The organism is Microbacterium sp. DMC48 (assembly GCF_056313825.1).
In genome coordinates this window covers 473,452-494,040 of sequence record NZ_JBQUZN010000006.1, presented here as the reverse complement: position 1 = coordinate 494,040, position 20,589 = coordinate 473,452, and the positions used below count along the sequence as shown (strand labels likewise).

General features: G+C 70.6%; 22 protein-coding genes. 12 read left to right on the top strand and 10 right to left on the bottom strand.

Features of this window, described 5'->3' with window-relative positions; all coding sequences use genetic code 11:
• Positions 1 to 46: 46 nt before the first annotated feature.
• Positions 47 to 598: a helix-turn-helix domain-containing protein gene (locus tag ACT53O_RS14320; protein ID WP_347417734.1), complete on the bottom strand. Its 552-nt coding sequence runs from the start codon at positions 596 to 598 to the stop codon at positions 47 to 49.
• A 65-nt stretch (positions 599 to 663) separates the two neighbouring features.
• On the opposite strand from ACT53O_RS14320, the gene ACT53O_RS14315 reads away from it, so the two are divergent.
• Complete coding sequence (locus ACT53O_RS14315; RefSeq protein WP_476153124.1) at positions 664 to 2,217, top strand: FAD-dependent oxidoreductase; 1,554 nt, start codon at positions 664 to 666, stop codon at positions 2,215 to 2,217.
• Positions 2,218 to 2,245: 28 nt separating this feature from the next.
• Here the strand turns inward: ACT53O_RS14315 and ACT53O_RS14310 are convergent, their stop codons facing one another.
• Positions 2,246 to 2,887 (bottom strand): YdeI/OmpD-associated family protein, encoded by a 642-nt coding sequence (locus ACT53O_RS14310; RefSeq protein WP_036320692.1) that lies wholly within the window; start codon positions 2,885 to 2,887, stop codon positions 2,246 to 2,248.
• Positions 2,888 to 2,999: 112 nt separating this feature from the next.
• Between ACT53O_RS14310 and ACT53O_RS14305 the strand changes: the two genes are divergently transcribed.
• Positions 3,000 to 3,710, top strand: a complete 711-nt coding sequence (locus ACT53O_RS14305) for an ABC transporter ATP-binding protein (protein WP_347417736.1) — start codon at positions 3,000 to 3,002, stop codon at positions 3,708 to 3,710.
• Positions 3,707 to 5,059 carry an FtsX-like permease family protein gene (locus ACT53O_RS14300; RefSeq protein ID WP_476153121.1) on the top strand — a complete coding sequence of 451 codons (1,353 nt, stop codon included), beginning with the start codon at positions 3,707 to 3,709 and terminating at the stop codon, positions 5,057 to 5,059. The genes ACT53O_RS14305 and ACT53O_RS14300 overlap by 4 nt, the downstream gene beginning before the upstream one ends.
• A gap of 19 nt (positions 5,060 to 5,078) precedes the next feature.
• Here ACT53O_RS14300 and ACT53O_RS14295 read toward each other — a convergent pair whose 3' ends face one another.
• Entirely contained in the window at positions 5,079 to 5,795 is a 717-nt protein-coding gene (locus ACT53O_RS14295) for an NRDE family protein (RefSeq protein ID WP_476153119.1), read from the bottom strand.
• Between the two features lie 64 nt (positions 5,796 to 5,859).
• On the opposite strand from ACT53O_RS14295, the gene coaBC reads away from it, so the two are divergent.
• A complete protein-coding gene (gene coaBC / locus ACT53O_RS14290) occupies positions 5,860 to 7,083 on the top strand; it encodes a bifunctional phosphopantothenoylcysteine decarboxylase/phosphopantothenate--cysteine ligase CoaBC (RefSeq protein WP_476153117.1) in 1,224 nt (407 codons plus the stop codon).
• A gap of 151 nt (positions 7,084 to 7,234) precedes the next feature.
• Here coaBC and ACT53O_RS14285 read toward each other — a convergent pair whose 3' ends face one another.
• Positions 7,235 to 9,337 (bottom strand): glucose PTS transporter subunit IIA, encoded by a 2,103-nt coding sequence (locus ACT53O_RS14285; RefSeq protein WP_476153115.1) that lies wholly within the window; start codon positions 9,335 to 9,337, stop codon positions 7,235 to 7,237.
• Positions 9,338 to 9,615: 278 nt separating this feature from the next.
• On the opposite strand from ACT53O_RS14285, the gene ACT53O_RS14280 reads away from it, so the two are divergent.
• Both ACT53O_RS14280 and ACT53O_RS14275 read left to right on the top strand, forming a co-directional pair.
• On the top strand, positions 9,616 to 10,542 hold the full coding sequence (locus ACT53O_RS14280) for an aggregation-promoting factor C-terminal-like domain-containing protein (RefSeq protein ID WP_347417741.1): 927 nt from the start codon (positions 9,616 to 9,618) through the stop codon (positions 10,540 to 10,542).
• A gap of 73 nt (positions 10,543 to 10,615) precedes the next feature.
• Positions 10,616 to 11,155: an NUDIX domain-containing protein gene (locus ACT53O_RS14275; RefSeq protein ID WP_112931804.1), complete on the top strand. Its 540-nt coding sequence runs from the start codon at positions 10,616 to 10,618 to the stop codon at positions 11,153 to 11,155.
• A gap of 9 nt (positions 11,156 to 11,164) precedes the next feature.
• Here ACT53O_RS14275 and ACT53O_RS14270 read toward each other — a convergent pair whose 3' ends face one another.
• Positions 11,165 to 11,680: a GNAT family N-acetyltransferase gene (locus ACT53O_RS14270; RefSeq protein ID WP_476153112.1), complete on the bottom strand. Its 516-nt coding sequence runs from the start codon at positions 11,678 to 11,680 to the stop codon at positions 11,165 to 11,167.
• On the bottom strand, positions 11,677 to 11,799 hold the full coding sequence (gene ykgO / locus ACT53O_RS14265) for a type B 50S ribosomal protein L36 (protein WP_005049715.1): 123 nt from the start codon (positions 11,797 to 11,799) through the stop codon (positions 11,677 to 11,679). The genes ACT53O_RS14270 and ykgO overlap by 4 nt, the downstream gene beginning before the upstream one ends.
• Positions 11,800 to 11,881: 82 nt before the next feature.
• On the opposite strand from ykgO, the gene ACT53O_RS14260 reads away from it, so the two are divergent.
• The 3 genes from ACT53O_RS14260 (at position 11,882) to ACT53O_RS14250 (ending at position 13,782) form a co-directional block, all read left to right on the top strand.
• Positions 11,882 to 12,916, top strand: a complete 1,035-nt coding sequence (locus ACT53O_RS14260) for a CobW C-terminal domain-containing protein (protein WP_347417743.1) — start codon at positions 11,882 to 11,884, stop codon at positions 12,914 to 12,916.
• Positions 12,917 to 13,036: 120 nt separating this feature from the next.
• Complete coding sequence (locus ACT53O_RS14255) at positions 13,037 to 13,207, top strand: CsbD family protein (protein WP_036320714.1); 171 nt, start codon at positions 13,037 to 13,039, stop codon at positions 13,205 to 13,207.
• A gap of 137 nt (positions 13,208 to 13,344) precedes the next feature.
• Complete coding sequence (locus ACT53O_RS14250; protein WP_135950056.1) at positions 13,345 to 13,782, top strand: DUF1622 domain-containing protein; 438 nt, start codon at positions 13,345 to 13,347, stop codon at positions 13,780 to 13,782.
• 13 nt (positions 13,783 to 13,795) lie between these two features.
• Here ACT53O_RS14250 and ACT53O_RS14245 read toward each other — a convergent pair whose 3' ends face one another.
• Entirely contained in the window at positions 13,796 to 14,170 is a 375-nt protein-coding gene (locus tag ACT53O_RS14245; RefSeq protein WP_135950055.1) for a DUF2834 domain-containing protein, read from the bottom strand.
• 43 nt (positions 14,171 to 14,213) lie between these two features.
• Positions 14,214 to 15,791, bottom strand: coding sequence for a molybdopterin-dependent oxidoreductase (locus ACT53O_RS14240; protein ID WP_476153108.1), 1,578 nt, complete (start codon positions 15,789 to 15,791; stop codon positions 14,214 to 14,216).
• An 88-nt stretch (positions 15,792 to 15,879) separates the two neighbouring features.
• Here ACT53O_RS14240 and ACT53O_RS14235 point away from each other — a divergent pair, with 88 nt between their 5' ends.
• Positions 15,880 to 16,203 (top strand): DUF6176 family protein, encoded by a 324-nt coding sequence (locus ACT53O_RS14235; protein ID WP_112931808.1) that lies wholly within the window; start codon positions 15,880 to 15,882, stop codon positions 16,201 to 16,203.
• Between the two features lie 61 nt (positions 16,204 to 16,264).
• Here ACT53O_RS14235 and ACT53O_RS14230 read toward each other — a convergent pair whose 3' ends face one another.
• Entirely contained in the window at positions 16,265 to 16,597 is a 333-nt protein-coding gene (locus ACT53O_RS14230; protein ID WP_476153106.1) for a hypothetical protein, read from the bottom strand.
• A 370-nt stretch (positions 16,598 to 16,967) separates the two neighbouring features.
• Between ACT53O_RS14230 and ACT53O_RS14225 the strand changes: the two genes are divergently transcribed.
• Complete coding sequence (locus tag ACT53O_RS14225; protein ID WP_476153104.1) at positions 16,968 to 18,287, top strand: HNH endonuclease signature motif containing protein; 1,320 nt, start codon at positions 16,968 to 16,970, stop codon at positions 18,285 to 18,287.
• A 74-nt stretch (positions 18,288 to 18,361) separates the two neighbouring features.
• Positions 18,362 to 18,679, top strand: a complete 318-nt coding sequence (locus ACT53O_RS14220; RefSeq protein ID WP_295776417.1) for a hypothetical protein — start codon at positions 18,362 to 18,364, stop codon at positions 18,677 to 18,679.
• 27 nt (positions 18,680 to 18,706) lie between these two features.
• Here ACT53O_RS14220 and ACT53O_RS14215 read toward each other — a convergent pair whose 3' ends face one another.
• Entirely contained in the window at positions 18,707 to 20,551 is a 1,845-nt protein-coding gene (locus ACT53O_RS14215; RefSeq protein WP_476153102.1) for a DUF2207 domain-containing protein, read from the bottom strand.
• Between the last annotated feature and the right edge of the window lie 38 nt (positions 20,552 to 20,589).

Here is a 20,589-nt window from a genome sequence, read left to right as displayed (position 1 = left end):
AACACGCGCCGGCGTGGTTTCTCGACGCGGTCGTGGTTTCTCGCCGTCAGGCGAGGCGCGTGTGGAAGCGTTCGCCCGAGGCGCTGAAGATGCTCAGCACCTCGGCGGGGCCATCAGCGCTCGCGCTGATCGAGTGCGGCAGGCGGGTGTCGAACTCGGCCGCCTCCCCCGCTGCCAGGGCGTGCTCCGTACCGTCGAGCGCCAACCGCACGCGTCCGCTCAGCACGTAGAGCCACTCGTATCCCTCGTGGATGCGGGCGGCGGGCGCGGCATCCGCCGGCGGGTAGACGATCTTCAGCGCCTGCATCGGCGAGTCCTCGAGCGTCAGCGGCGCGATGACCATCCCGTCGCGACGCTCGATCGGGCGGTGCACGCGCGGGTCACGTGTCTCGGCGGGAAGGAGATCGTCGATGCGGATGCCGAGTCGACGCGTCAACGGCAGCAACAGCTCGAGCGAGGCTTGTCGCTTGCCCGACTCCAGACGCGACAGCGTACTCACCGAGACGCCCGCCGGCGTCGCGAGCTCCTCGAGCGTCCAGCCGCGTGCCTGCCGGGCCGCACGAAGGCGAGCGCCGACCTGATCGAGAGCGTGGGACATCTCCCCAGTTTGCCAATAGTGCAATTATGTTTGCAATCATCACCCGCACCTTCCACAGTGGACCTATGCAGAGCAGAGAGTGGGACGCGGTCGTCATCGGCGGCGGCGCGGCCGGCCTGAGCGCCGCACAGATGCTGGGACGTGCGCGTCGGCGCACGCTGGTGATCGACGGCGCCAGCCCGCGCAATCGCTTCGCCGCGCACATGCACGGCGTCCTGGGGCACGACGGCATCGATCCCCAGGCGCTGCTCGCGCGCGGACGCGACGAGCTGGGCCGCTACGGCGTGTGCGTCGAAGAGGGCGAGGTCGACGGCATCCGCGATGACGGCGCCGTGTTGCGCCTCACGCGCACCGACGGCACGGTCGACACCGCTCGCGCCGTCATCATCGCCAGCGGAGTGCGCGACCAGCTGCCGCCCGTCGCGGGGCTCGCCGAATACTGGGGACGCCATGTGCTGCACTGCCCGTACTGCCACGGCTTCGAGGTGGCGGGCAGCCGTCTCGGCGTGCTGGCGACCTCGCCGCAGAGCGTGCACCAGATCGAGCTGGTTCGGCAGTGGAGCGAGGAGCTCACCGCCCTCACGGGCGCGATCGAGCCCCTCGACGACGAGCTGCGGGTGCGCTGGCGGGCTCGCGGCATCCGCATCGTGCCGACCCCGATCGTCGCCCTCGACGGGGCGAACGGTGCGCTGCACGCGGCGCGGGATGCCGACGGCGAGACGCACGCGATCGATGCCCTGTTCGTCGCGCCGACGCCAGCGATCGACCTGGCGTTCGCCGACGCCCTTCGCCTCGCGCGCACCGACGCGCCCGGAGCGCCGCTGGCGGTCGACCTCCTGGGCACGACCTCGCATCCGCGCGTGTGGGCGGCCGGCAACGTCGTCGCGCCCTACGGCAATGTTCCGGTCGCGATGGCAGCGGGATCGATGGCCGGAGCCGGGGCGAATGCGGCGCTGGCCGTGGAGGACGGCGACCTGGCACTGGTGCAGCGCGCCCGCGAACGAGCCTCGGCGTGGGAGCAGCGCTACGCCGCCCGCGACAGCGTCTGGTCGGGTCACGTCAATGCGACCTTCGCCGAGATCGCCGCGGCGCTCCCGGTCGGCAGGGCCTTGGAGGTCGGCTGCGGCGAGGGGGCGGATGCCGTCTGGCTCGCCGAGCGCGGCTGGCAGGTCACGGCCGTCGACGTCTCGGAGACGGCGATCCGCCGCGGTGCGACCGCAGCGCGCGAGCGCGGACTCTCCGAACGGGTCACCTTCTTCGTGGGAAGCGGCACGCAGGCCGTGCCGCCCGGGACGTTCGATCTGGTCAGCGCGAGCTTCCTGCATTCCTGGGAAGCCGACTTTCCCCGCATCGCCCTCCTGCGAGAAGCCGCCGAGCGCGTCGCCGTCGGCGGCCATCTGCTGATCGTGTCGCACGCCGCGGCGCCGCCGTGGTCCCGTCACGAAGACGACGGGCAACGCCCACGGCTGCTGCCCCCGGAGGAGGAGCTGCGACTGCTCGACCTCGACCCGGAGGCGTGGGAGCCCGTGCGCGTGGAGACCCGCACCCGCGCCGCAACGGGCCCCGATGGGGAGCCGGGGACGCTCGAGGACGGCGTGCTGCTGCTGCGCCGGCGCTGACGGTCGACGACGCGGCCGTGCGTCGCCGTTACGACTCTCCGTGCGCCGCGGCCGCCGCAGCGGCGCGCGCGAGCCACGCGGGCGGGGTGCCGTAGCGCTGCGACGCGATGAGCCGCCCGGCCGCGCACTCCTCGACGAGCTGCGCGAGGCGGGCGCTCCGCGTCTCGGCACGGCGCGCGCCGTGCACCCAGTGGGCGCAGATGCGACGGTAGCCCGGGGTCGCGGCATCCCAGAACGACTGAGCGGCGGGAACGGCCGCGATCACGGCCAGCTCGTCCGCGTCGAGCTCGTCGCTGGTCTCATACGAGTAGATCGCGGTGCGTTCCGGCCGGCGCCGCTCGAACGCTGCGAGGCCGGCCGGGTGCATGCGCCCCTGCGCGGTGAGCTTCTCGACCAGCGCGACGTTCACGGCGCTCCACGTCGAGAGGGCTTTGCGCGGTGTCCAGCGCTGGATGCGCGCGTCGTCGTCGAGTCGTCGACTCGTCGAATCGATCCAGCCGAAGCACAGCGCTTCGGCGACGGCGTCCTCCCAGAGCAGCCCCGGCTCGGGATGGGCCTTTCGGCGGCGCACCATCCAGAGCTCCGTCGCCGTGTCGTGGTTCTGTTCGAGCCACGCGCGAAAGGCCGCGGCATCCGCGAAGAACACCGGCTCGCCGTCGTCGACTCCCATGCCGCGACGCTAGCAGCGACTCCCGACCCCCGAGACAGATCGCCCGAAAGGTGGATGCCGATACATCCCCGGACCGACGACGCCGCGCCGGCTGCGGCGAAGACTGGAGGACATGCACGCACCCGTCCTCTCCGCATCCGGCCTCGTCAAGCGTTACGGAGACCTCGTCGCCCTCGCCGGCGTCGATGTCTCCATCGACCCCGGCGAATCCGTCGCCATCATGGGAGCCTCCGGCTCCGGCAAGACGACGCTGCTGCACTGTCTGGCGGCGATCATCGCCCCGGACGCCGGCTCGGTCGTCCTGTCGTCGCCGAACGGCGCCGCGGTGGAACTGGTGGGCATGACGGAGAATCGGCGCTCCGCCGTCCGTCGCAGCCAGCTCGGCTTCGTCTTCCAGGAGCACCTGCTGCTGCCCGAGCTGACCGCCGTGGAGAACGCCGCCCTGCCGCTTCTGCTGCTGGGCACGCCTCGCGCCCAGGCCGAAGCCCACGCGGCGGGGTGGCTCGCGGCTCTGGGACTGGGCGGCATGGAGCAGCGCCGTATCGGACAGCTGTCGGGCGGCCAGGCGCAGAGGGTCGCGATCGCCCGCGCCCAGGTGACGGGGGCTCCGATCGTGTTCGCCGACGAGCCCACCGGCGCCCTCGACTCACGCACCTCGGCGGAGGTGCTCACCGCGTTGCTCGATGCGACGACCGGGCAGGGCCGCAGCCTCGTCGTCGTGACGCACGACCCGGGCGTCGCGGCGCGCTGCTCGCGAACGCTCCACATGACGGACGGTCGCATCCAGGGGCCGGCGACGCTCGCGAGGGGTGGTGTCGCATGAGCCTGGCCACGACCGTCCGCCTCACCGTGATGCTCGCACGTCCGTCGCGGCAGGGTCGCGCGGCACTGGTGCTGCCGATCGTCGCGTTCGGCGTCACGACCGCGCTGCTGCTGGTCGTCGTCGGCGGGGTGCGCATGTTCTTCACCGATCCTCGCGCGGCCGCAGAGACGGAAATCGTCTATCGGGTGCTGAGCGCCCTGGCGCTCGTGCTGCTCACGGTGCCGATCGCGACGCTGGGCGCGGCGGCCGCACGCCTGTCGGCGCGCCGACGCAACGACCGCCTCGCCACTCTGCGCCTTCTCGGGGCCGGGGCGGGCGAGGTCAGCGCGATGACGGTCGTCGAAGCGGGCGCGACCGCGCTGGTCGGCGGCATCCTGGGCGTCGGACTGTACGCGGCGCTGCTGCCGCTGGTGGGACTGCTGCCGTTCTTCGGCGGCCCCGTCGGCGCCGGGGCTCTCTGGACCGGCGCGGGTACGGCGGCCGGGGCGGTCGTGGGTGTCGTCGTGGTCGCCACGGCGAGCGCGGCACTGAGCCTGCGACGGGTACAGCTCACGCCGCTCGGCGTGGCGCGTCGCACCGACCCGCCACGGCGGCGCACGACGGCGCTCATCTTCGGCGTGCTCGCGATCGTCGCCGTCGTGACCGCCGTGTCGAACATCAGCGCCATCGCACAGGTCTGGGGCGCCGCGGTCGGACTGGTCGTCCTGATGGGCCTGTTCGGGGTCGCGCTGCTGATCGTGAACGTCGTCGGCACACCGCTGGTCGCCGCTCGCGGACGCAGCCTCGCACGCACCACGTCGTCTCCGGCGCGACTCATCGCCGGGCGTGAGCTGTCGGCGCACGCGGCCTCGGCCTGGCGCCGGGTCTCGGGAATCGCGATGATCGCCTTCATCGCAGTGGTGGGCGGCTCGGGAGCGAGCCTCGTGGCCCTCGCCGGCGATGACGGGCAGACAGGGTCTCAGGCCGTGCTGTTCGCCGACATGCGCACGGGCGTGCTCGTGACGCTCGGCGTCGGCTTCGCGCTGCTCGCCTGCTCGGTGGGGGTGACACAGGCCGCGTCCACGCTCGAGGACCGCGAGCTCATCGTGGGCCTGGATCGTCTGGGGATGCCGGGGCGCGAACTGCGCCGCGCCCGCGCGCTCACCGTCATGGTGCCGCTGCGATGGGCGGCGGTGGGGGGCGCGCTCGTCGGGGCCGCACTGGCCCTGCCGGTCGTCGGCATGACCGTGCTCGTCGCGCCCGTCTCCCTCGCCGTGATCGTGGGCACGTTCGTCGCCGGGATCCTGCTGGTGCGCCTGTCATTGCTCGCGTCCCGGCCGCTGGTGACGGCGATCCGCCGGGCAGCCTGAGGCGAGGACGGCGCAGAGCTCAGGCGAGCCGGGGTCGGTTCCACTGCCCCGGCTCGTCGAACTCCGCGTAGCGCACGTCGACGCCGTCGGGTCCGAGCGAGGCGGCGACGACCAGCAGCGACAGGGTCGGGTACCCGAAGGGACGGTTGTCGCGCACGATGGCGCGATCGTCGGTGGGTCCCAGTCCGCTCGTCAGCTCGAGAGTGTCGAGCCAGGGCTCCCACCAGTGCCCGTCGATGGCAGCCGGCGCGCTGAAGGCCTCGCGCCACGCCGCGATGCGCGCCGTCGCCTCGTCGTCGACGTCGTCATGCGCGACCATGTGGATGCCGGGAGCAAGCTCCACGTGCCGCAGCGCGCCGCCGTCCCACATGGTGACGCGGGCACCGGCCGGCGTCGCCTCGACGAGGTTGAATCCCTGCGCGCGCGGCGGGTCGTCCGGGCCGCGACCCGCGACGGCGTCCAGGCCGATCCGACCGCGGGAGACGGGCGGCTCGCCGTCGGGGTCGGCAGCCAGCACGTCGGCGCGGTTGAGGATCACCGCGACGCGGCCGTGCTCGGCATCCGCGGCCAACCACGCACCACCGGCACGACGGTCGCGCACGCCTCGCACAGCGGGAAGCTCGGGCCACCAGGCGCCCAGCGGATCCCACGAGCGCGCGGGATCCTCGTCGCGGACGGCGAGCAGCCGCACGGGTGCGCCGTCGTCGTGCGGAACGTGGACGATGACGGTGCACACGGTTGCTCGAGACCTCTCCGTCCGCTCCTCGTGGCCCCGCCGTCGGGCGTGGCAGGATCGGACCATGTTCGTTGTCGTGGGCGTGACGGGCGGCATCGCCGCGTACAAGACGGTGCACCTCGTGCGCGCCCTCGTGACCAACGGGCACGAGGTGCACGTTGTTCCCACCGAGGACTCGCTGCGCTTCGTCGGGACGACCACGTGGGAGGCCGTCAGCAGGAATCCTGTCACGACCAGTGTCCACGATGACGTGGCCCGCGTGCGCCACGTCGCCCTCGGCACGTCGGCCGAGCTCATCATCATCGCCCCTGCGACCGCCAACACGCTCGCGAAGATGACCGCAGGCATCGCGGACGACCTGCTCGGTGTCACGCTGCTGGCCACGAGAGCCCCCGTCGTCGTCGCCCCCGCCATGCATACGGCGATGTGGGAGCATGCCGCGACACAGGCCAACGTCGCAACGCTGCGCGCACGCGGTGTGCACGTGGTGGGGCCGGCCGACGGTCCGCTGACCGGCGGCGACAGCGGGCCGGGGCGCATGGTCGAGCCGGAGGAGATCCTCGCGTCCGCCCTCGCCGTCGCAGCGCCCTCTACGGCACCCTCCTCCTCGTCGACCGGCCTCACGGGCGTGCGGGTCGCGGTGTCGACCGGTGGGACGCGTGAGCCCATCGATCCGGTGCGCTTCCTCGGCAATCGCTCCAGCGGCCGCCAGGGTGCCGAGCTCGCCCTCGCCGCCGCCGACCGCGGCGCCGACGTCGTGCTCGTGGCGGCCCACGTCGACGAAGGGGTGCTCGCCGCGGCATCCCGTCACACGCGCATCACGATGGTGCGCGTCGGCACGGCCGCCGAACTCGAGGCGGCGATGACGGATGCCGCGGCCGGTGCCGATGTCGTCGCGATGGTCGCCGCGGTCGCCGACTACCGCGTGGCGGAGGTCTCGCGCGAGAAGCTGCGCAAGGAGGACGGCGTGCCGCGGCTGGAGCTGGTGACCACCCCCGATGTGCTCGCGGGGCTTGTCGCGGCACGCCGGCCCGGGCAGACGATCATCGGTTTCGCCGCCGAGACGGCCGCCGACGACGAGGAACTGCTCGCCCGGGGGCGGCGCAAGCGGGCGCGCAAGGGCGTCGACCTCTTGGCCGTGAACCGGGTCGACGAGGATCACGGTTTCGAAGTGGCCGACAACCGGGTGCTCCTGCTCGATGCGTCCGACCAGGTCGTGACGGATGCCGCGGGCACCAAGCGCGAGGTCGCCGACGCGATCTGGGACGCGGTCGCCGAGATTCGCTGACGGCGAGGGCCACCGCGTTTCGACTCGCCGCTGCGCTCCCTCGCTCAACGACCGAGGTCATCCGCCCCGGTCGTTGAGCGAGCGCAGCGAGTCGAAACGCAGAGCGCAGCGAATCGAAACGCAGAGCGCAGCGGGTCGAAACGCCGCCGTGTCAGGCTTTCTTCTGCACGTCCAGCAGCGGGGCGCCGTGGGTGACGGGGCCGAGCTTCACCGGGTCGACGGTGTCGAACGTGTCTCCGTTGAGGACGATCACCGGCGTGATCAGCGGGTAGCCCGCCTTCTCGATCACGGCACGGTCGAAGGTCACCAGCGGCGTGCCGGTCTCGACGCGGTCGCCGTTCTTCACCTTCACGTCGAACCCCTCACCCTTCAGGTTGACGGTGTCGATGCCGACGTGGATGAGGATCTCGGCGCCGTTGTCCAGCTGCAGGCCGAAGGCGTGACCGGTCGGCTGGGCGGCGACAACGACACCGGCGCCCGGTGCGTAGACGGTGGTTCCGGTCGGCTCGATCGCCACGCCCGGCCCCATCACTCCGCCCGCGAAGACGGGGTCGGGCACGGTGTCGAGCGGCACCACCGTGCCGTCCAACGGTGCCGCGACCTGGATCAGCGCGCCCACTGCGGCGGTACGCTCGGCGACCGCGGTGGCCGTCTGCGCTCCTTCACCGGCAACACCGGCGAGTTCGCCACTGCCGGCGACGGCCGGAATGCTGTCGCGCGCCGCACCGGGGGCGACGGATGCCGCACCCGCCGTGGCCGCGGCAACGGCCGCACCCGCCGGCTCCGGGTTCTTGTAGCCCGAGATCATGACGAGCACCATGGCGACGACGAAGGCGCCGGCGACGGCGATGAGGTACAGACCGATCGGGTTGAACGCGGGGATCGTCAGCAGCGACGTGAAGACGAACGCCTGCGTCGTGATGCCGTGCGGCAGGCCCAGCAGGAGCGATCCGACGCCGATGATCAGACCACCCGTGAGGCAGCCGACGAGCATGCGCGGATAGATCCTCTTGTACCGCAGATGGATGCCGTACAGCGACGGTTCGGAGATGCCGCCGAGAAGGCCCGCGGCGAGCGCTCCCGTCGCCGTCTGGCGCATCTGCTTGTCCTTCTCGCGCCAGGCGAGCACGAGCACACCGGCCGTGGCGCCGAAGCACGCGAAGTTCCACGCACCCATGGGGCCCTGGATGAAGTCGTAGCCGAGGGTCTGGATGTTCAGCAGCATGATGGCGTTGATCGGCCAGTGCAGGCCCAGCGGCACCATGAAGGGGTAGGCCAGCGGGATGACGATCGCGAAGATGAACGGCGAGAACGTGTTGATGGAGCTGAGCAGGTTCGCCAGGGCCGCGCCCGCGTAGACGCCGATCGGGCCGATGAGGAACGCCGTCAGCGGAATCATGACGAGCATCGAGATGAACGGCACGAAGATGAGCTGGATGTTCTCGGGGATGACCTTCTTCAGCCCCTTGTAGACGAGGCCCAGCACGGCCGCCATCAGCAGCGGCGGGAACACCTGCGAGCTGTAGTCGAAGATCGTCAGCGGCAGGCCGAACACCTGCACGGTCGTGATCTGCGAGCCGAGGAAGGTCGTCTGCACGGCATCCGCCGTCTTGCCGAGCCCCGCGAATCCGGGAAGCATCGTCACGGCCATGATCGCGAAGCCCACCCACGGGTCGGCACCGATCTTCTGCGACGCGTTGTAGGCCACCATCAGCGGCAGGAAGATGAACACGCACTGCCACATGAGGTTGACGAAGGCCCACGACGGCGGCAGCACGACACCGGGCGCGTTCCACGCCGGAATCCAGTGCAGCGTCGCGGCCAGCGCCATGAACGTGATGAACAGCGACGCGCCGAGGAGGGCGCCGAGGATGGGGCGGAAGGAGTCCGAGAGGAACTCGAACAGCGTGTCGAGCCACGCGTTCGTGCCGCGGGGGCCCTTCGCGCGCTCGCGCGCCTTGATGTCGGCGTCGCTCTCGCCCGCGCCGGGCGCGGATGCACCGCCGGCCATGACGGGCAGCGCCATGATCTCGTTGTAGACGGTCTGCACGCCGCCGCCGATCACGACCTGGAAGCGGTCGCCGGCCTGCGGGACCGCGCCGAGCACTCCCGGAATGGCTTCGACGGCGGTCTTGTCGACCTTGTCTCCGTCGTTGAGCTGGAAGCGCAATCGTGTGGCGCAGTGGGTGAGACTCGCGATGTTTCCGGGTCCGCCGACGGCGTCGACGATCTCGGATGCCGAATTGGATGCCATTTTTTCGCCTCTTTTTCGTTATGCGACGTCCTGTCGATGACGATCTGTCGCAGGCGACTCTATATCGCCGCCAGGACAGCGGACAGGGCTCGGACCGTGGCAAACGGACCGGAGGAAACGCGGGCTGACGGGCGTTTGGCGTACAGGTTTCACTCAGGTTCTGCGCCGGGGATGTCCAGAAAACGTTGTGAAGCTGTGACCTTCGTGTCCACCCGAGGACGCACACCGCTCGCGCTCCGGCGCCCGGGCGGTGCTGATTCACCGGAAGTACTATCTTTATGCCCCGTCTGCCTTACCGCCCCGTGACATCCGCCCTCCTCGGCCTCGGCCTCGTGATCGGCGCCGCCACGACCACTGCGGGGGCCCTGCCGGCCTTCGCTGCGAGCGATGCTCCCGCCGCCTCCACCGGCTCGGTCACCGTCGAGACCACCTCCGCACCGCTCAGCGCGATCACCGCCGGCGGCGTCACCGCGATGAGCGCCGCGCAGAGTGCCGTCGCCGCCGCCGCGAAGGTGTCGATCGACATCTCGGCCTCCGGTCTCGATGTCGGCACCACCGACACCACGGTCGACACCGCCAAGCTCGGCGCCCTCATCACGAAGCTGCGCGCACTCGACGTGACGCCCGCGATGATGATCCCCACGCTCACGTCCGACGCGAAGACCGAGACCGAGGTCGTCGCCGCCAAGACGGCGAAGCTGCGGGCCGCCCTCGATGCCGCCGTGCAGCGCAAGGCCGCAGAGGAGGCTGCCGCCAAGGCCGCCGCCGAGGCGGCGGCGAAGGCTGCTGCCGAGGCCGCCGCGGCCGCAGAGGCCGCCGCGAAGGCGAAGGCCGAGGAGGAGGCCGCTGCGGCGAAGACCGCGTCGGTCTCGTCGCGTCCGGCCGTCGACGTCAACGTCGACCCGGCATCCGCTCAGGGCATCGCTCGTTCCATGGCGGCGGCCAACTACGGCTGGGGCGACGACCAGTTCGCCTGCCTCGTGTCGCTGTGGAACAAGGAGTCGGGCTGGCGCGTCAACGCCGCCAACAGCAGCGGCGCCTACGGCATCCCGCAGGCTCTCCCCGGCAGCAAGATGGCATCGGCCGGTGCCGACTGGGAGACCAACCCGGCGACCCAGATCGCGTGGGGCATGGGCTACATCGCGGGCCGTTACGGCACGCCGTGCGGCGCGTGGGACCACTCGGAGTCGGTGGGCTGGTACTGAGCAGCGCACACGTACGCCTTCGAACGGCCCGGACCTCTGCGTCCGGGCCGTTCGCCCGTTCTAGGGTGGGCGCATGACGTGGCAGACGCGCGCATCGCGCACCGTGTACGAGAACCGCTGGATCCGCGTCGAGGAGAACGACGTCGTCGGCCCGCACGGCGAGGGCATCTACGGGGTGGTAGAGATGCAGCATCCCGCCGTGTTCGTCGTGGCCGTCGACGATGACGACCGCGTCTGTCTCGTCTCGCTCGAGCGCTACACGACGGGGCCTTCGTGGGAGGTGCCGGCGGGAGGCTCCGACGGCGAAGACCCACTGGCCGCGGCGAAGCGCGAGCTGGCCGAGGAAGCCGGCATCACGGCGGAGCGCTGGACCGCACTCGGCCGGATGAACGCCCTCAACGGCATCGCCCGCGCGCCAGAGTTCGTCTTCCTCGCGCAGGGCGTCTCCCGGGGTGCGGATGCCGAGGCATCCCAGCATGAGGAGGGAATCGACGCGGTGCGGTGGGTACCGTTCGGCCAGGTCCTGCGCATGATCGCCGCCGGCGAGATCACCGACGGCGAGAGTGTCGCCGCGGTCGCGTATGCGGGCATCCACCTCGGACGCTTCGCCTGAGACTCGCGCTCAGACGCTGAGGGGGCGCGCCCTCCATACGACATCCCGATCGCGCGCCGCGGGGTCGACCACGTCGATGCGGTCGATGACGAACCCCTCCCGTTGATAGAACGCGCCGGCGCGGCGATTCGCGGCGACATGCTCGATGAGCACGCGGGGCGTCCCGTCCGGCAGCGTTGCGATCATGGCATCGAGCAGGCGGACGCCGAACCCCCGGCCGCGCCGCCCCGGAGCGACGTACAGCCGATAGACGACGGGCTCGCCGCCGGCGGAGCCGAGCTCGCCGACACCGACGAGGGCTCCGTCCGCGTCCACGGCGACCCACACCGCCCCCGCCGCCACCCCTCGGGAGGTGGCCTCCGGGTTCCACCAGTGAGCCACGAGCTCGGCAGCGGCCGCCGCTCCGATGAGCGGGCCGTAGTGCGCCGGGAGCACGTCCGTCCCGAAGGCGCAGATCGCCGGGACCTCCTGCGGGCGCGCGAGACGGATCTCGACGTCAGCGGTCGAGGAGGCGTCGATGGTCACCCCTGCCGGCCCTTGAACCGAGGGTTCTGCTTGTTGATGACGTAGACGCGACCGCGCCGGCGAACGACCTGAGCACCGGGCTGCTCCTTCAGCGACTTGAGCGACGCACGAACTTTCACGAGACCTCCTTGTTGATAATTCTTCTCAATAAGAAGCTAGAGTGAAGGCGTCCGTCCGTCAAACCTGAAAGCAGGCCCCGTCGTGCTGCCCTCTCCCCTCATCGTCGCCGGCGTGTGCACTCCGGAACGTCGGCGCTATGCCGCCGGGCTGGCCGTCGCCACGCAGCGCGGACTGCTGCGCATCTCGACGAGAGACGATGCCGCAGCGCCGCCGCCGGACCACCCCGTCACCATCGCTCTCACCCGCGACCGCCGAGACGTCGAACGGTTCGTGATCGATGCCGGCATCGACGTGGACGTGCTCCACCTGGACATCGTGACCCGGACGCCGTCCGCGCCGATCGTGTGCGTCGTGGACGCACGCCACATGCTCGACGATCTGCGCGACCCCAGTCCGCTGGACGAGCGTGGAGGCCCCGGTGACGGCGACAGCGGTGCGCGTGCACGCCGAGCCGTCACACTGCTCGAGGCCGCCACACTCGTCAGCATCGTCCGGTGGGAGCACGTGACGACAGCCGAGCTCTCGATGCTCATGGCGCTGGCCTCGCATCTGGCGCCGCGCGCTCGGGTGCGCCTGTCGCGGGGCCCCAGCGAAGACATCCGGGCGCTCATCGACTCCGCGCCGTCCGCCGTCGACGATGGGCCCGTGCTCGAGCGTGCCGGGTGGGTGCGCGCCCTCAACGACGAGCACGACCCCTACATGACCGACCCGCGGGTGAGCACCGTGCGTTACGAACGACTGCGACCGTTCCACCCCTCGCGGCTCGCCGATGCGCTCGACGAGATCGACACCGGGCGCTTCGGTCTTCTGCTGCGATCGGCGGGCTTCTGCCGGATCGCGACCCGACCCGGCATCCTCGCCCGATGGAATCAGGTCGGCTCGGCGATGTGGATCGATCCGCAGGACGCCGGGACCGAGGCGGCGCTCACCGCGCAGGACATCGCGCTGACCGGGCTGGATCTGATCACCGGTGCGGTGATGGCGACGCTCGACGAGGCACTGTTGACCGACGCGGAGCTGGAGGCCGGAGCCGCGGCCTGGGCGGCTTTTCCCGATCCCCTCCCCGACTGGCCGGCACTCGCGGAAGACCCCCTCCCGCGCGACCCGTCGGCGTGATCAGGATCCGGATGCCGCGGCATCCGCGCATAGTACGGTGGCCGCGCCGCGTCAACCCACTGCCCTCCGGCGCGCGGACTTCATAGCGTCGAGGCAGGAGTTGGCAGAAGGGAAGACATCATGGGTCTCGACGACAAGATCAAGAACGCGGCCGAGGACATCGGCGGCAAGGTCAAGGAGGGCGTCGGCAAGCTGACGCACAACGAGAAGCTCGAAGCGGAGGGTGAGGCCGACCAGGCCAAGGCCCACGTGAAGAAGGCCGGCGAAGACGTCAAGGACGCGTTCAAGTAAGCCCCCGACCGACGCCCCCACTCCTCGGCGAGTGGGGGCGTCGTCTGCGCGCGGACGACGCCTGCTCGCCGCGCCCGCGAGCCGCCTCGTAGAGTGAGCGGCGAGAGGATGTCGGTCCTCCGAGGGGAGCGCACATCATGGCGGAGAGCATCGAGCCGTTGTTCACGGCGATCGCGCTCGGGTTCGAGGCGATCGGCGCGCTCGCCATGGTCGCCGGATTCGTCATCGCCCTCGTTCTGGCGGTGCGCGCGCTTCGGCGCAGCGGGAGCGGCCACGACGCCTACCTGGTGCTGCGCAACACCCTCGGCGCCGCGATCCTGCTCGGGCTGGAGGTTCTCGTGGCCGCCGACCTCATCCGCACGATCACCTCCAAGCCGTCGATCGAAGACGCGGTGATCCTGGGGCTCATCGTGATCATCCGGACCGTTTTGTCCATCTCGATCCAGATCGAGATCGAGGGCACCCTCCCCTGGCGACGGGCGCTGCTGACCAGCGGCGGCCAGGTGCTCGCCCGTTCGATCGCGCGTGAACGCAAGGCCACACGCACGGACGAGAGCCGCGCCGTCACCGACTGAGCCTGGGGGCCGTTCAGCTCGCGGGCTCAGCGAGGTCGTCGGAGCCCGCGGTCGACAGCATCCGCCGCGCCGCGAGCGTCCGCTCGCGCATCGCGAGAAACAGCGGAAAGACGAAGGCGAACGCGGTCACGAGCGACACGAGCACGTACAGCCACGGGCGGCGCATGCCCAGCCGTCGTCCTTCGACGATGATCAGGATGCTGCCCGCAATCGCCGCGACCATGATGTCGACACCGATCGACCCGACGGCCGGTCCCGACTGCACGAGATCGAGCAGGTAGTTGCGCATCAGCACGACCGACCAGACGTTCAGCGCGAACGTGCCGACAAGGCCTACGACCGCCAGCACGAGATAGGTGATCGCGAGAGGTTTCCAACGAGCTGTCATGGGCACATTCTCACGCGTCAGCATCGCCACCGTGTGCGATCACTCACGACGAGACCGTGACGAGCACCCGGTGCCACCCCGTCGAACCGTTCGGCGCGATCGGGGCACGCTGCTGCTCCTGCAGCTCGCCCTTCTTGTTCCAGGCGCGCACCGCGATGTAGTGAGTGCCGGGCGCGGCATCCCATTCGTACATCCACTGCACCCAGCTCTCGTCGTTGACCGGCGTGGAGATCGTCGCGGGAACCCAGCCGGTGTCGTCGATGTTCACCTCGACGCGGGCGACGCCGGTCGGCTGCGCCCACGCCATGCCGGCGACGGGCACACGTCCGGGGGCGACGGGGCTGCCGACCTTGGGGACGTCGACACGCGAGGAGAGTTTGATGGGCGCCTGGGCGCTGTAGCCTCGCGGCGTCCAGTACGCCTCATCAGCGGCGAAGGTCGTCACCTTTAGCTCGGTCAGCCACTTCGTCGCCGAGACGTACCCGTAGAGCCCTGGGACGATCATCCGCACCGGAAAGCCGTGCTCGGCAGGGAGCGGCTCGCCGTTCATCGCGACCGCCAGAATCGCGTCGAGTCCATCATCCGTGAGCGCCGACAGCGGAGTGCTCGCGGTGTAGCCGTCGACGCTGCGTGAGAGCACCATGTCGGCGCCGCCCTGCGGTCCCGCCATCCGCAGAATGTCGCGGACGGGCACGCCGAGCCATCTCGCATTGCCCACCAGCCCGCCGCCGACCTCGTTCGACACGCACGTCAAGGTGATGCCGTACTCGTCCAGCCCCATGCCCACGAGGTCGTCGAAGCTCAGCTCGATGCGACGGTCGACCATGCCGTCCACGACGAGGCGCCACGTCGTCGGATCGATGGTCGGGACGGTGAGCGCCGTGTCGACGCGGTAGAAGTCGGCGTTCGGCGTGAACAGCGGCGAGAGACCGGGAACGTCGAGCTCGGCGCCCGCGGGTACGGTCAGCGTTCGGCGAGGGGCCGGCAGCTTCAGCGCATCGCGGATCGCTTCGACCGATGAGGTCGCGGCCGTCACGACGCGTGCCGTGACACCGACGATCACGGCGGAGACCCCGGCCACGCCCGCGAGGCGGAAGAAGCCGCGCCGACCGAGCGCCCGCGCCTCGTCCGGCGCGGAGTCGGTTTCGGCGGAGTCCGGACCGGGCCGCCGCCAGCGCCGCAGGCGGCGACCGAGCATCACGAGAACAACGGATGCCGCGGCCGCCCCGAGCACGGGAGGAACGAACGACAACGGCGTGACTCCGGTGCGCGAGACGACGGCGGCGGTCGACAGCACGCCGGCGATCGCGACGACCACGACGCCGAGAGGGCTGCGCACGTACTCGAGCACTCCCCCGATCGCCGAGGCGATCACGACGGCGAGGCCGAGACCGGCGAGGAGGGCGATCTTGTCGTTGGCGCCGAACGTGGCGATCGCGAACTCTTTGAAGGGCTGGGGGACGATGTCGATCACGAAGCCACCGACCGCCAGGATCGGGCTGGCGTTGCGCGCGACGAGCAGCGCCAGCAGCTCGGCGACGCCGAGGAACACCGCACCGCTGACAAGGCCCGCGAGGGCGGCGAGGGCGAGCGACACGCGCCGGCCGGTCTGCGTGGTCACGATGATCTCCTGCCGCCGGGGTCGGGGTACCTGTGTTGTTCGTCGCTACCGGGCAATCGGATGGGTGACGGCTTTCTCGGCTGACTGCATGATCCATCTCGTCGCACGGCGCATCGACCCAGATCACCTCGACCGCGTTGTGGAGTGGCTCCGCACCGTGAACGGTCCGCGTCGCCAAGAGGCACTCGCCTCACTCGCCGCGGAACGCGTCCGTCATGAGACGGCGATGATCCTTGACGGCGCGGATGGCCCCGTCCTTGTGTACGCCATGGAGACCGACGACATCGCCCACTCCCGAGCCGTCGCCGACATGTCGCCCCGCGCGATCGACGCAGAGCACCGCGCCGTCATGCGCGCGGCCGATGCCGGCGGGGTGGACGGCGACATCGTGCTGGATCTGCGGGCGGTATGACCGACGGCCTGGCAATCGAGGTGGCGGACGACGCCGTCGAGGGAGAACGAAATGACCGCCGTCACAGCTCGCCGCTTCCATCGGCCGCGGCACCGTCCGGCGGAGCCGTGAAGGAAACCGGCGTGCCGGTCGCCCGCGCGTAGGCGATCTCCGCCGCCGTCGATGCGCCGATATAGCCGCCCGGGTTGACGACGAGCACGCGATCGGCGAGGTCGATCTTGTGGCGGTGCAGCGCATCGAGGTGCGCCTTCTGGCCTGCGCTGACATCGCCGTCCATCTCGGCGGGCGCGAGAACGATGACGCCCCGAAGTGTGAGGTCACGGCTCGCGTCGCGCATCTCGTCGGCGAAGCGCGCGGATCCGCAGATGCACACGATGTCGGGGCGAACGGGCATAGCCCAGTCTCCCATTCCAGCCCGACAGAGCCCCTCGCGGGCGTCGGGTCGCCGCCGTGCCCCACAGCCCGCACAGCCCAAGATTCGACTTTCGTATGAAGTCACGAAAAGGTAACGGAAACCCCTTGTGGCCGTTATCTGGTCGTTATAGAGTGCTCGCACGGTAGTTGTTTTGCTGTGGCAGCTACCGGCATGTGATTGCAGGACACTCTTGGTGCAAGGGACAAGGGCCGGTCGGAAGCCTCTCCGACCGGCCCTTACTCTTGCGCCGATTCCTCCCCAGACGGGGCCATCCGACGACTATCCACAATGCGCCGTTGACCAGGACTTATCCCGCTCCAGTGTCGGAGGTCCGCGACAGAATGAGGTCATGGCCACCACCGAGTCCCCCACGACGCGCGATGAGCGCGCGCTCGTCGGTGAGATCGTCGAGGCGCTCGTCGACCGGCGTCGACGTATTGCATCGCTGCAGGCGGAAGAGGCCGTGCTGCTGCACGCGGCGCAGGAGCAGGCGCTCGCGCGACGCGACGTCACCTGCGCCGATCCGAATGCTCCCGACGACATCACGATCCGGTCGATCGCCGCCGAGATCGGTGCGGCGACACAGCAGTCCGACCGCACGATCCAGTCACGGATGGACGAGGCCTCGACGCTGGTGACACGCTTTCCGGCGACGCTTCATGCACTGACGACCGGCCGGATCAGCCGCGCGCACGCGGCGGTGATCACGGATGCCGCGGCACGCCTCACCGACGACGACGCCCGCGCCGCCTACGAGACGGCGGTCCTGCCGGTGGCCGAACGCGAGACGGTCGGGAGACTGCGACCCATCGCCCGCCGCCTCGCCGACGCCCTTCATCCGACGCCGATCGATGACCGCCACCGCGACGCCCGCCGCCAGCGCCGCGTCTGGGTCTGCGATCGCGAGGACGGTATCGCGGAACCCGGCCTCACCGGCCCCGCCCACCTCGTGCACGGCGTCTACGACCGCCTGACCCAGCTCGCAGGCGCCGTCGTCGACGCGCCCCGCCCCGCAGCCCCGGACGATGAGACGATCACGGCGACCGTGGATGCCGCGTCCGCGACCGCTCCCGACGCACGACGGCTGGATGAGGTTCGCGTCGACGTCGCACTCGACCTCCTGCTCTGCGGACATGCGACCGCCGAAGCGAGCGCCCAGAGCATCCCCGGGGCCGATGCGATCCGCGCCCGCATCCAGGTCACGGTTCCCGCGATGAGCCTGCTCGGCGCCGCGGACGAGGCGGCCGACCTGACCGGATACGGTCCGATCGGCCCCGACCTCGCGCGACAGCTCGCGGGCAGAGCCGCCGGGTGGGATCGGCTGTTCACCAGCCCGACGACGGGGGCCGTCCTCGCGATCGACCGCTACCGCCCGTCTCGTGACCAACTGCGCATGCTCCGCGCGCGCGACGAGCACTGCCGCTTTCCCGGATGCCGCCAACCGATGCAACGCTGCGACGTCGACCACACCGTCGCCCGCGAACACGACGGGCCGACGTCGGTCACGAACCTGGCGCATCTGTGCCGACGGCATCACACTCTCAAACACCATTCCGCCTGGCGCGTCCGCCAACGGGCGGACGGCATTCTCGAATGGACGAGCCCGATGGGTCGGCGATACGACGACCGTCCCGCGCGCACTCTCGTCTTCGACCCGCCGCCGTTCTGAGACCGACGCGGCAACCGCGATCGCGAGACCGACGCGACACCGGAGCATGCCCCCTCCCGTGATGGAATGTCACCATGCCCGACGACGTCATCTCGCTCACCCTCGACGGCACACCCGACCTCCCGAGCGCGATACTCCAGACCCTCTACCGCCTCACCGGACGATCCACGGTCGAGATGCGACTCGGCATCCAGCGTCACGAGCCGCTCTTCACCGCCGCGCTCTTCGGTCCCGACCACATCGATGTCGTCCCCCGCCTCGAGAAGACCATCGCGTACCTCGACGAGCTGGGCCTGCCGTTCGCGCTGCACGCTCAGTTCGACGGCGAGCGCGACGACATCGACCGGGCGACGCTCCGCAGCATCCTGGAGGGCGACGGCGGCGCGCTCTGACGTCGTCGCGACCAGTCGACGAGCCGGTCAGACGCCGCCGCCTCCGCCACCCCCGCCCCCGCCCCCGGCGGAACCGCCCCCTCCCGATCCACCCGACGTCGATGACGACGACATCGCGGCGCTCGAGAGCGAACCGATCCCCGCCGAGAACGACGACGCGTCGAAGGCCCCGGTGCCGTAATACCAGTACGGTCCCGCCGCACCCACCGCGGTGTACAGCACGGCCAGCTGCGCCGACCACTGCTTCTCCTGGCCGAACACCACCGCGTAGGGCAGCAGCTTCTCGTATAGATCCAGCTTCTGGCGCGGGTCGTTCACGTCCACCGCCACCCGCTCCGCCCCCGCCGGCGATTGGAGCATCCGAATGCGGTCGGCCTCGGCCCACCGAATGAACTCCTCCAGCCCCCGCAGGTGATCGCGGGTTTCGGCTCCGAGCGCTGTGAGGGGCTTGCGTGAGCAGATGCCGATCACCACGACCGCGATCGCCACGCTGATGCCGATCACCGTCCAGGGAAGGGCCGGCTGCACGTACGCTCCGATCGCGACGAAGCCCAGACCCAGGGCCAGTCCTGCGCCGACGACGGCGAGCAGGATCGGCAACCAGCGGGCACGAAGCGGCACCGCTCTGCGCAGTCCGCGCACGGCCAACTCCGTCTCCGCCGCCGCGAGGATCTTCTGCGCCACCTTGGAGAAGCGCGTGTCCTGCTTTCCGAACGGGTACTGCGCGCCCGGCATCCCGCCCGGGAACAACCCGTCCAAGAGCATCATCCCGTCGCCGTCCGCTTTCGAGCGGTCCACCAACTCCGCAATGAGCTTGGGCTTGCCCCAGCCACGCCCGTCGGACTCCAGGATGCGGATCGACCCGCGCACCGCCTGCTCCAGCACTTCTGCGGGGATCGCCTTCGACGACTGTCCGAGCAGCACGGCGCGCTCGAGCGCATCCACGATCTGCGGAGGATCGTACTCCGCGATGATCGTCGGCCGACCGGGCTCATCCGCCAGCTCGCGCCGCCGCGCACGCAGGCCCAGAACACCCGCTCCCACGGCGAGCGCACCGGCGCCCAGCTGTCCCCAACCGAGGGGGGAAGCCAGGTATCCGGAATCGAAGGTCGCGAAGGTCCCCTCGGCGAACCCGACGGCCATCGTGAGCGTCTGGTGCGGCTGCACATCGTCGGCGACGGCCGTGACGACGACACCCCCGGCGCTGCCCGCGGCATCCGGCGCCGACGAGATCGACGCGCACGACGTGTGGGCGTCCTGCACTCCCTGGTAGCACGACATGCTCCCCGTCAGGGATGCCGCGAGTGGGGCGTCCAGGTGCAGCCGAGCCGTGACGCGCCCGAACGACTGACCCCAGTCGACGCCGTTGACATCCCAGTAGAACTCCAGGCCGGAGTCGGGGAAGACCCACGTCACGTTCTCGAGCGTGTAGGTGAGGACGAAGGTCTGCGCACCGCGCAGGTACTCGTCCGACCGCGAGACGACCGAGAACACGCCGTCTTGATCTTCCACCTCGCTCGGTCGTGGTGATCCGTCGCCGTCCGTCACCGAGACGAGTGAGGGGCGCAGCGGCTGACCGTTGTAGGAGTCGGGGATCTGGCGGCGAATGCCGTGGTTCTGATCCGCGTCAGGGAACTGTGCGACGAGCGTCTCGACGACGCGCAGCCGACTGGTGCCGTCGGCGGCCCGCGTCAGGGTGTAGTCGACCGTCATCGACGAGAAGGAGAAGTCGTCGACCCCTGTCGCCGCTCCGGCCCACGCAGGGCTCGCCGCTCCGGCCCACGCAGGGCTCGCCGTTCCGGCCGCCACCGCGACCGCGATACCGACGATCGCGAGCGCGACGCCGACGATTCGTGCACGTACGCGCCCCATGCACATCAGCCTATGGGGCGTCGTCCGAGCTGCCCAGT

Bases quoted from the DNA above. Each gene is read 5' to 3' on its own strand.
- ACT53O_RS14300 (WP_476153121.1), top strand. From the start codon at position 3,707: ATGAGCCTGGCCACGACCGTCCGCCTCACCGTGATGCTCGCACGTCCG.
- coaBC (WP_476153117.1), top strand. From the start codon at position 5,860: ATGTTCGTTGTCGTGGGCGTGACGGGCGGCATCGCCGCGTACAAGACG.
- ACT53O_RS14255 (WP_036320714.1), top strand. From the start codon at position 13,037: ATGGGTCTCGACGACAAGATCAAGAACGCGGCCGAGGACATCGGCGGC.
- ACT53O_RS14305 (WP_347417736.1), top strand. From the start codon at position 3,000: ATGCACGCACCCGTCCTCTCCGCATCCGGCCTCGTCAAGCGTTACGGA.
- ACT53O_RS14275 (WP_112931804.1), top strand. From the start codon at position 10,616: ATGACGTGGCAGACGCGCGCATCGCGCACCGTGTACGAGAACCGCTGG.
- ACT53O_RS14315 (WP_476153124.1), top strand. From the start codon at position 664: ATGCAGAGCAGAGAGTGGGACGCGGTCGTCATCGGCGGCGGCGCGGCC.
- ACT53O_RS14310 (WP_036320692.1), bottom strand. From the start codon at position 2,887: ATGGGAGTCGACGACGGCGAGCCGGTGTTCTTCGCGGATGCCGCGGCC.
- ACT53O_RS14245 (WP_135950055.1), bottom strand. From the start codon at position 14,170: ATGACAGCTCGTTGGAAACCTCTCGCGATCACCTATCTCGTGCTGGCG.
- ACT53O_RS14320 (WP_347417734.1), bottom strand. From the start codon at position 598: ATGTCCCACGCTCTCGATCAGGTCGGCGCTCGCCTTCGTGCGGCCCGG.
- ACT53O_RS14230 (WP_476153106.1), bottom strand. From the start codon at position 16,597: ATGCCCGTTCGCCCCGACATCGTGTGCATCTGCGGATCCGCGCGCTTC.
- ACT53O_RS14285 (WP_476153115.1), bottom strand. From the start codon at position 9,337: ATGGCATCCAATTCGGCATCCGAGATCGTCGACGCCGTCGGCGGACCC.
- ACT53O_RS14235 (WP_112931808.1), top strand. From the start codon at position 15,880: ATGATCCATCTCGTCGCACGGCGCATCGACCCAGATCACCTCGACCGC.
- ACT53O_RS14250 (WP_135950056.1), top strand. From the start codon at position 13,345: ATGGCGGAGAGCATCGAGCCGTTGTTCACGGCGATCGCGCTCGGGTTC.
- ACT53O_RS14280 (WP_347417741.1), top strand. From the start codon at position 9,616: ATGCCCCGTCTGCCTTACCGCCCCGTGACATCCGCCCTCCTCGGCCTC.
- ACT53O_RS14215 (WP_476153102.1), bottom strand. From the start codon at position 20,551: ATGGGGCGCGTACGTGCACGAATCGTCGGCGTCGCGCTCGCGATCGTC.
- ACT53O_RS14225 (WP_476153104.1), top strand. From the start codon at position 16,968: ATGGCCACCACCGAGTCCCCCACGACGCGCGATGAGCGCGCGCTCGTC.
- ACT53O_RS14220 (WP_295776417.1), top strand. From the start codon at position 18,362: ATGCCCGACGACGTCATCTCGCTCACCCTCGACGGCACACCCGACCTC.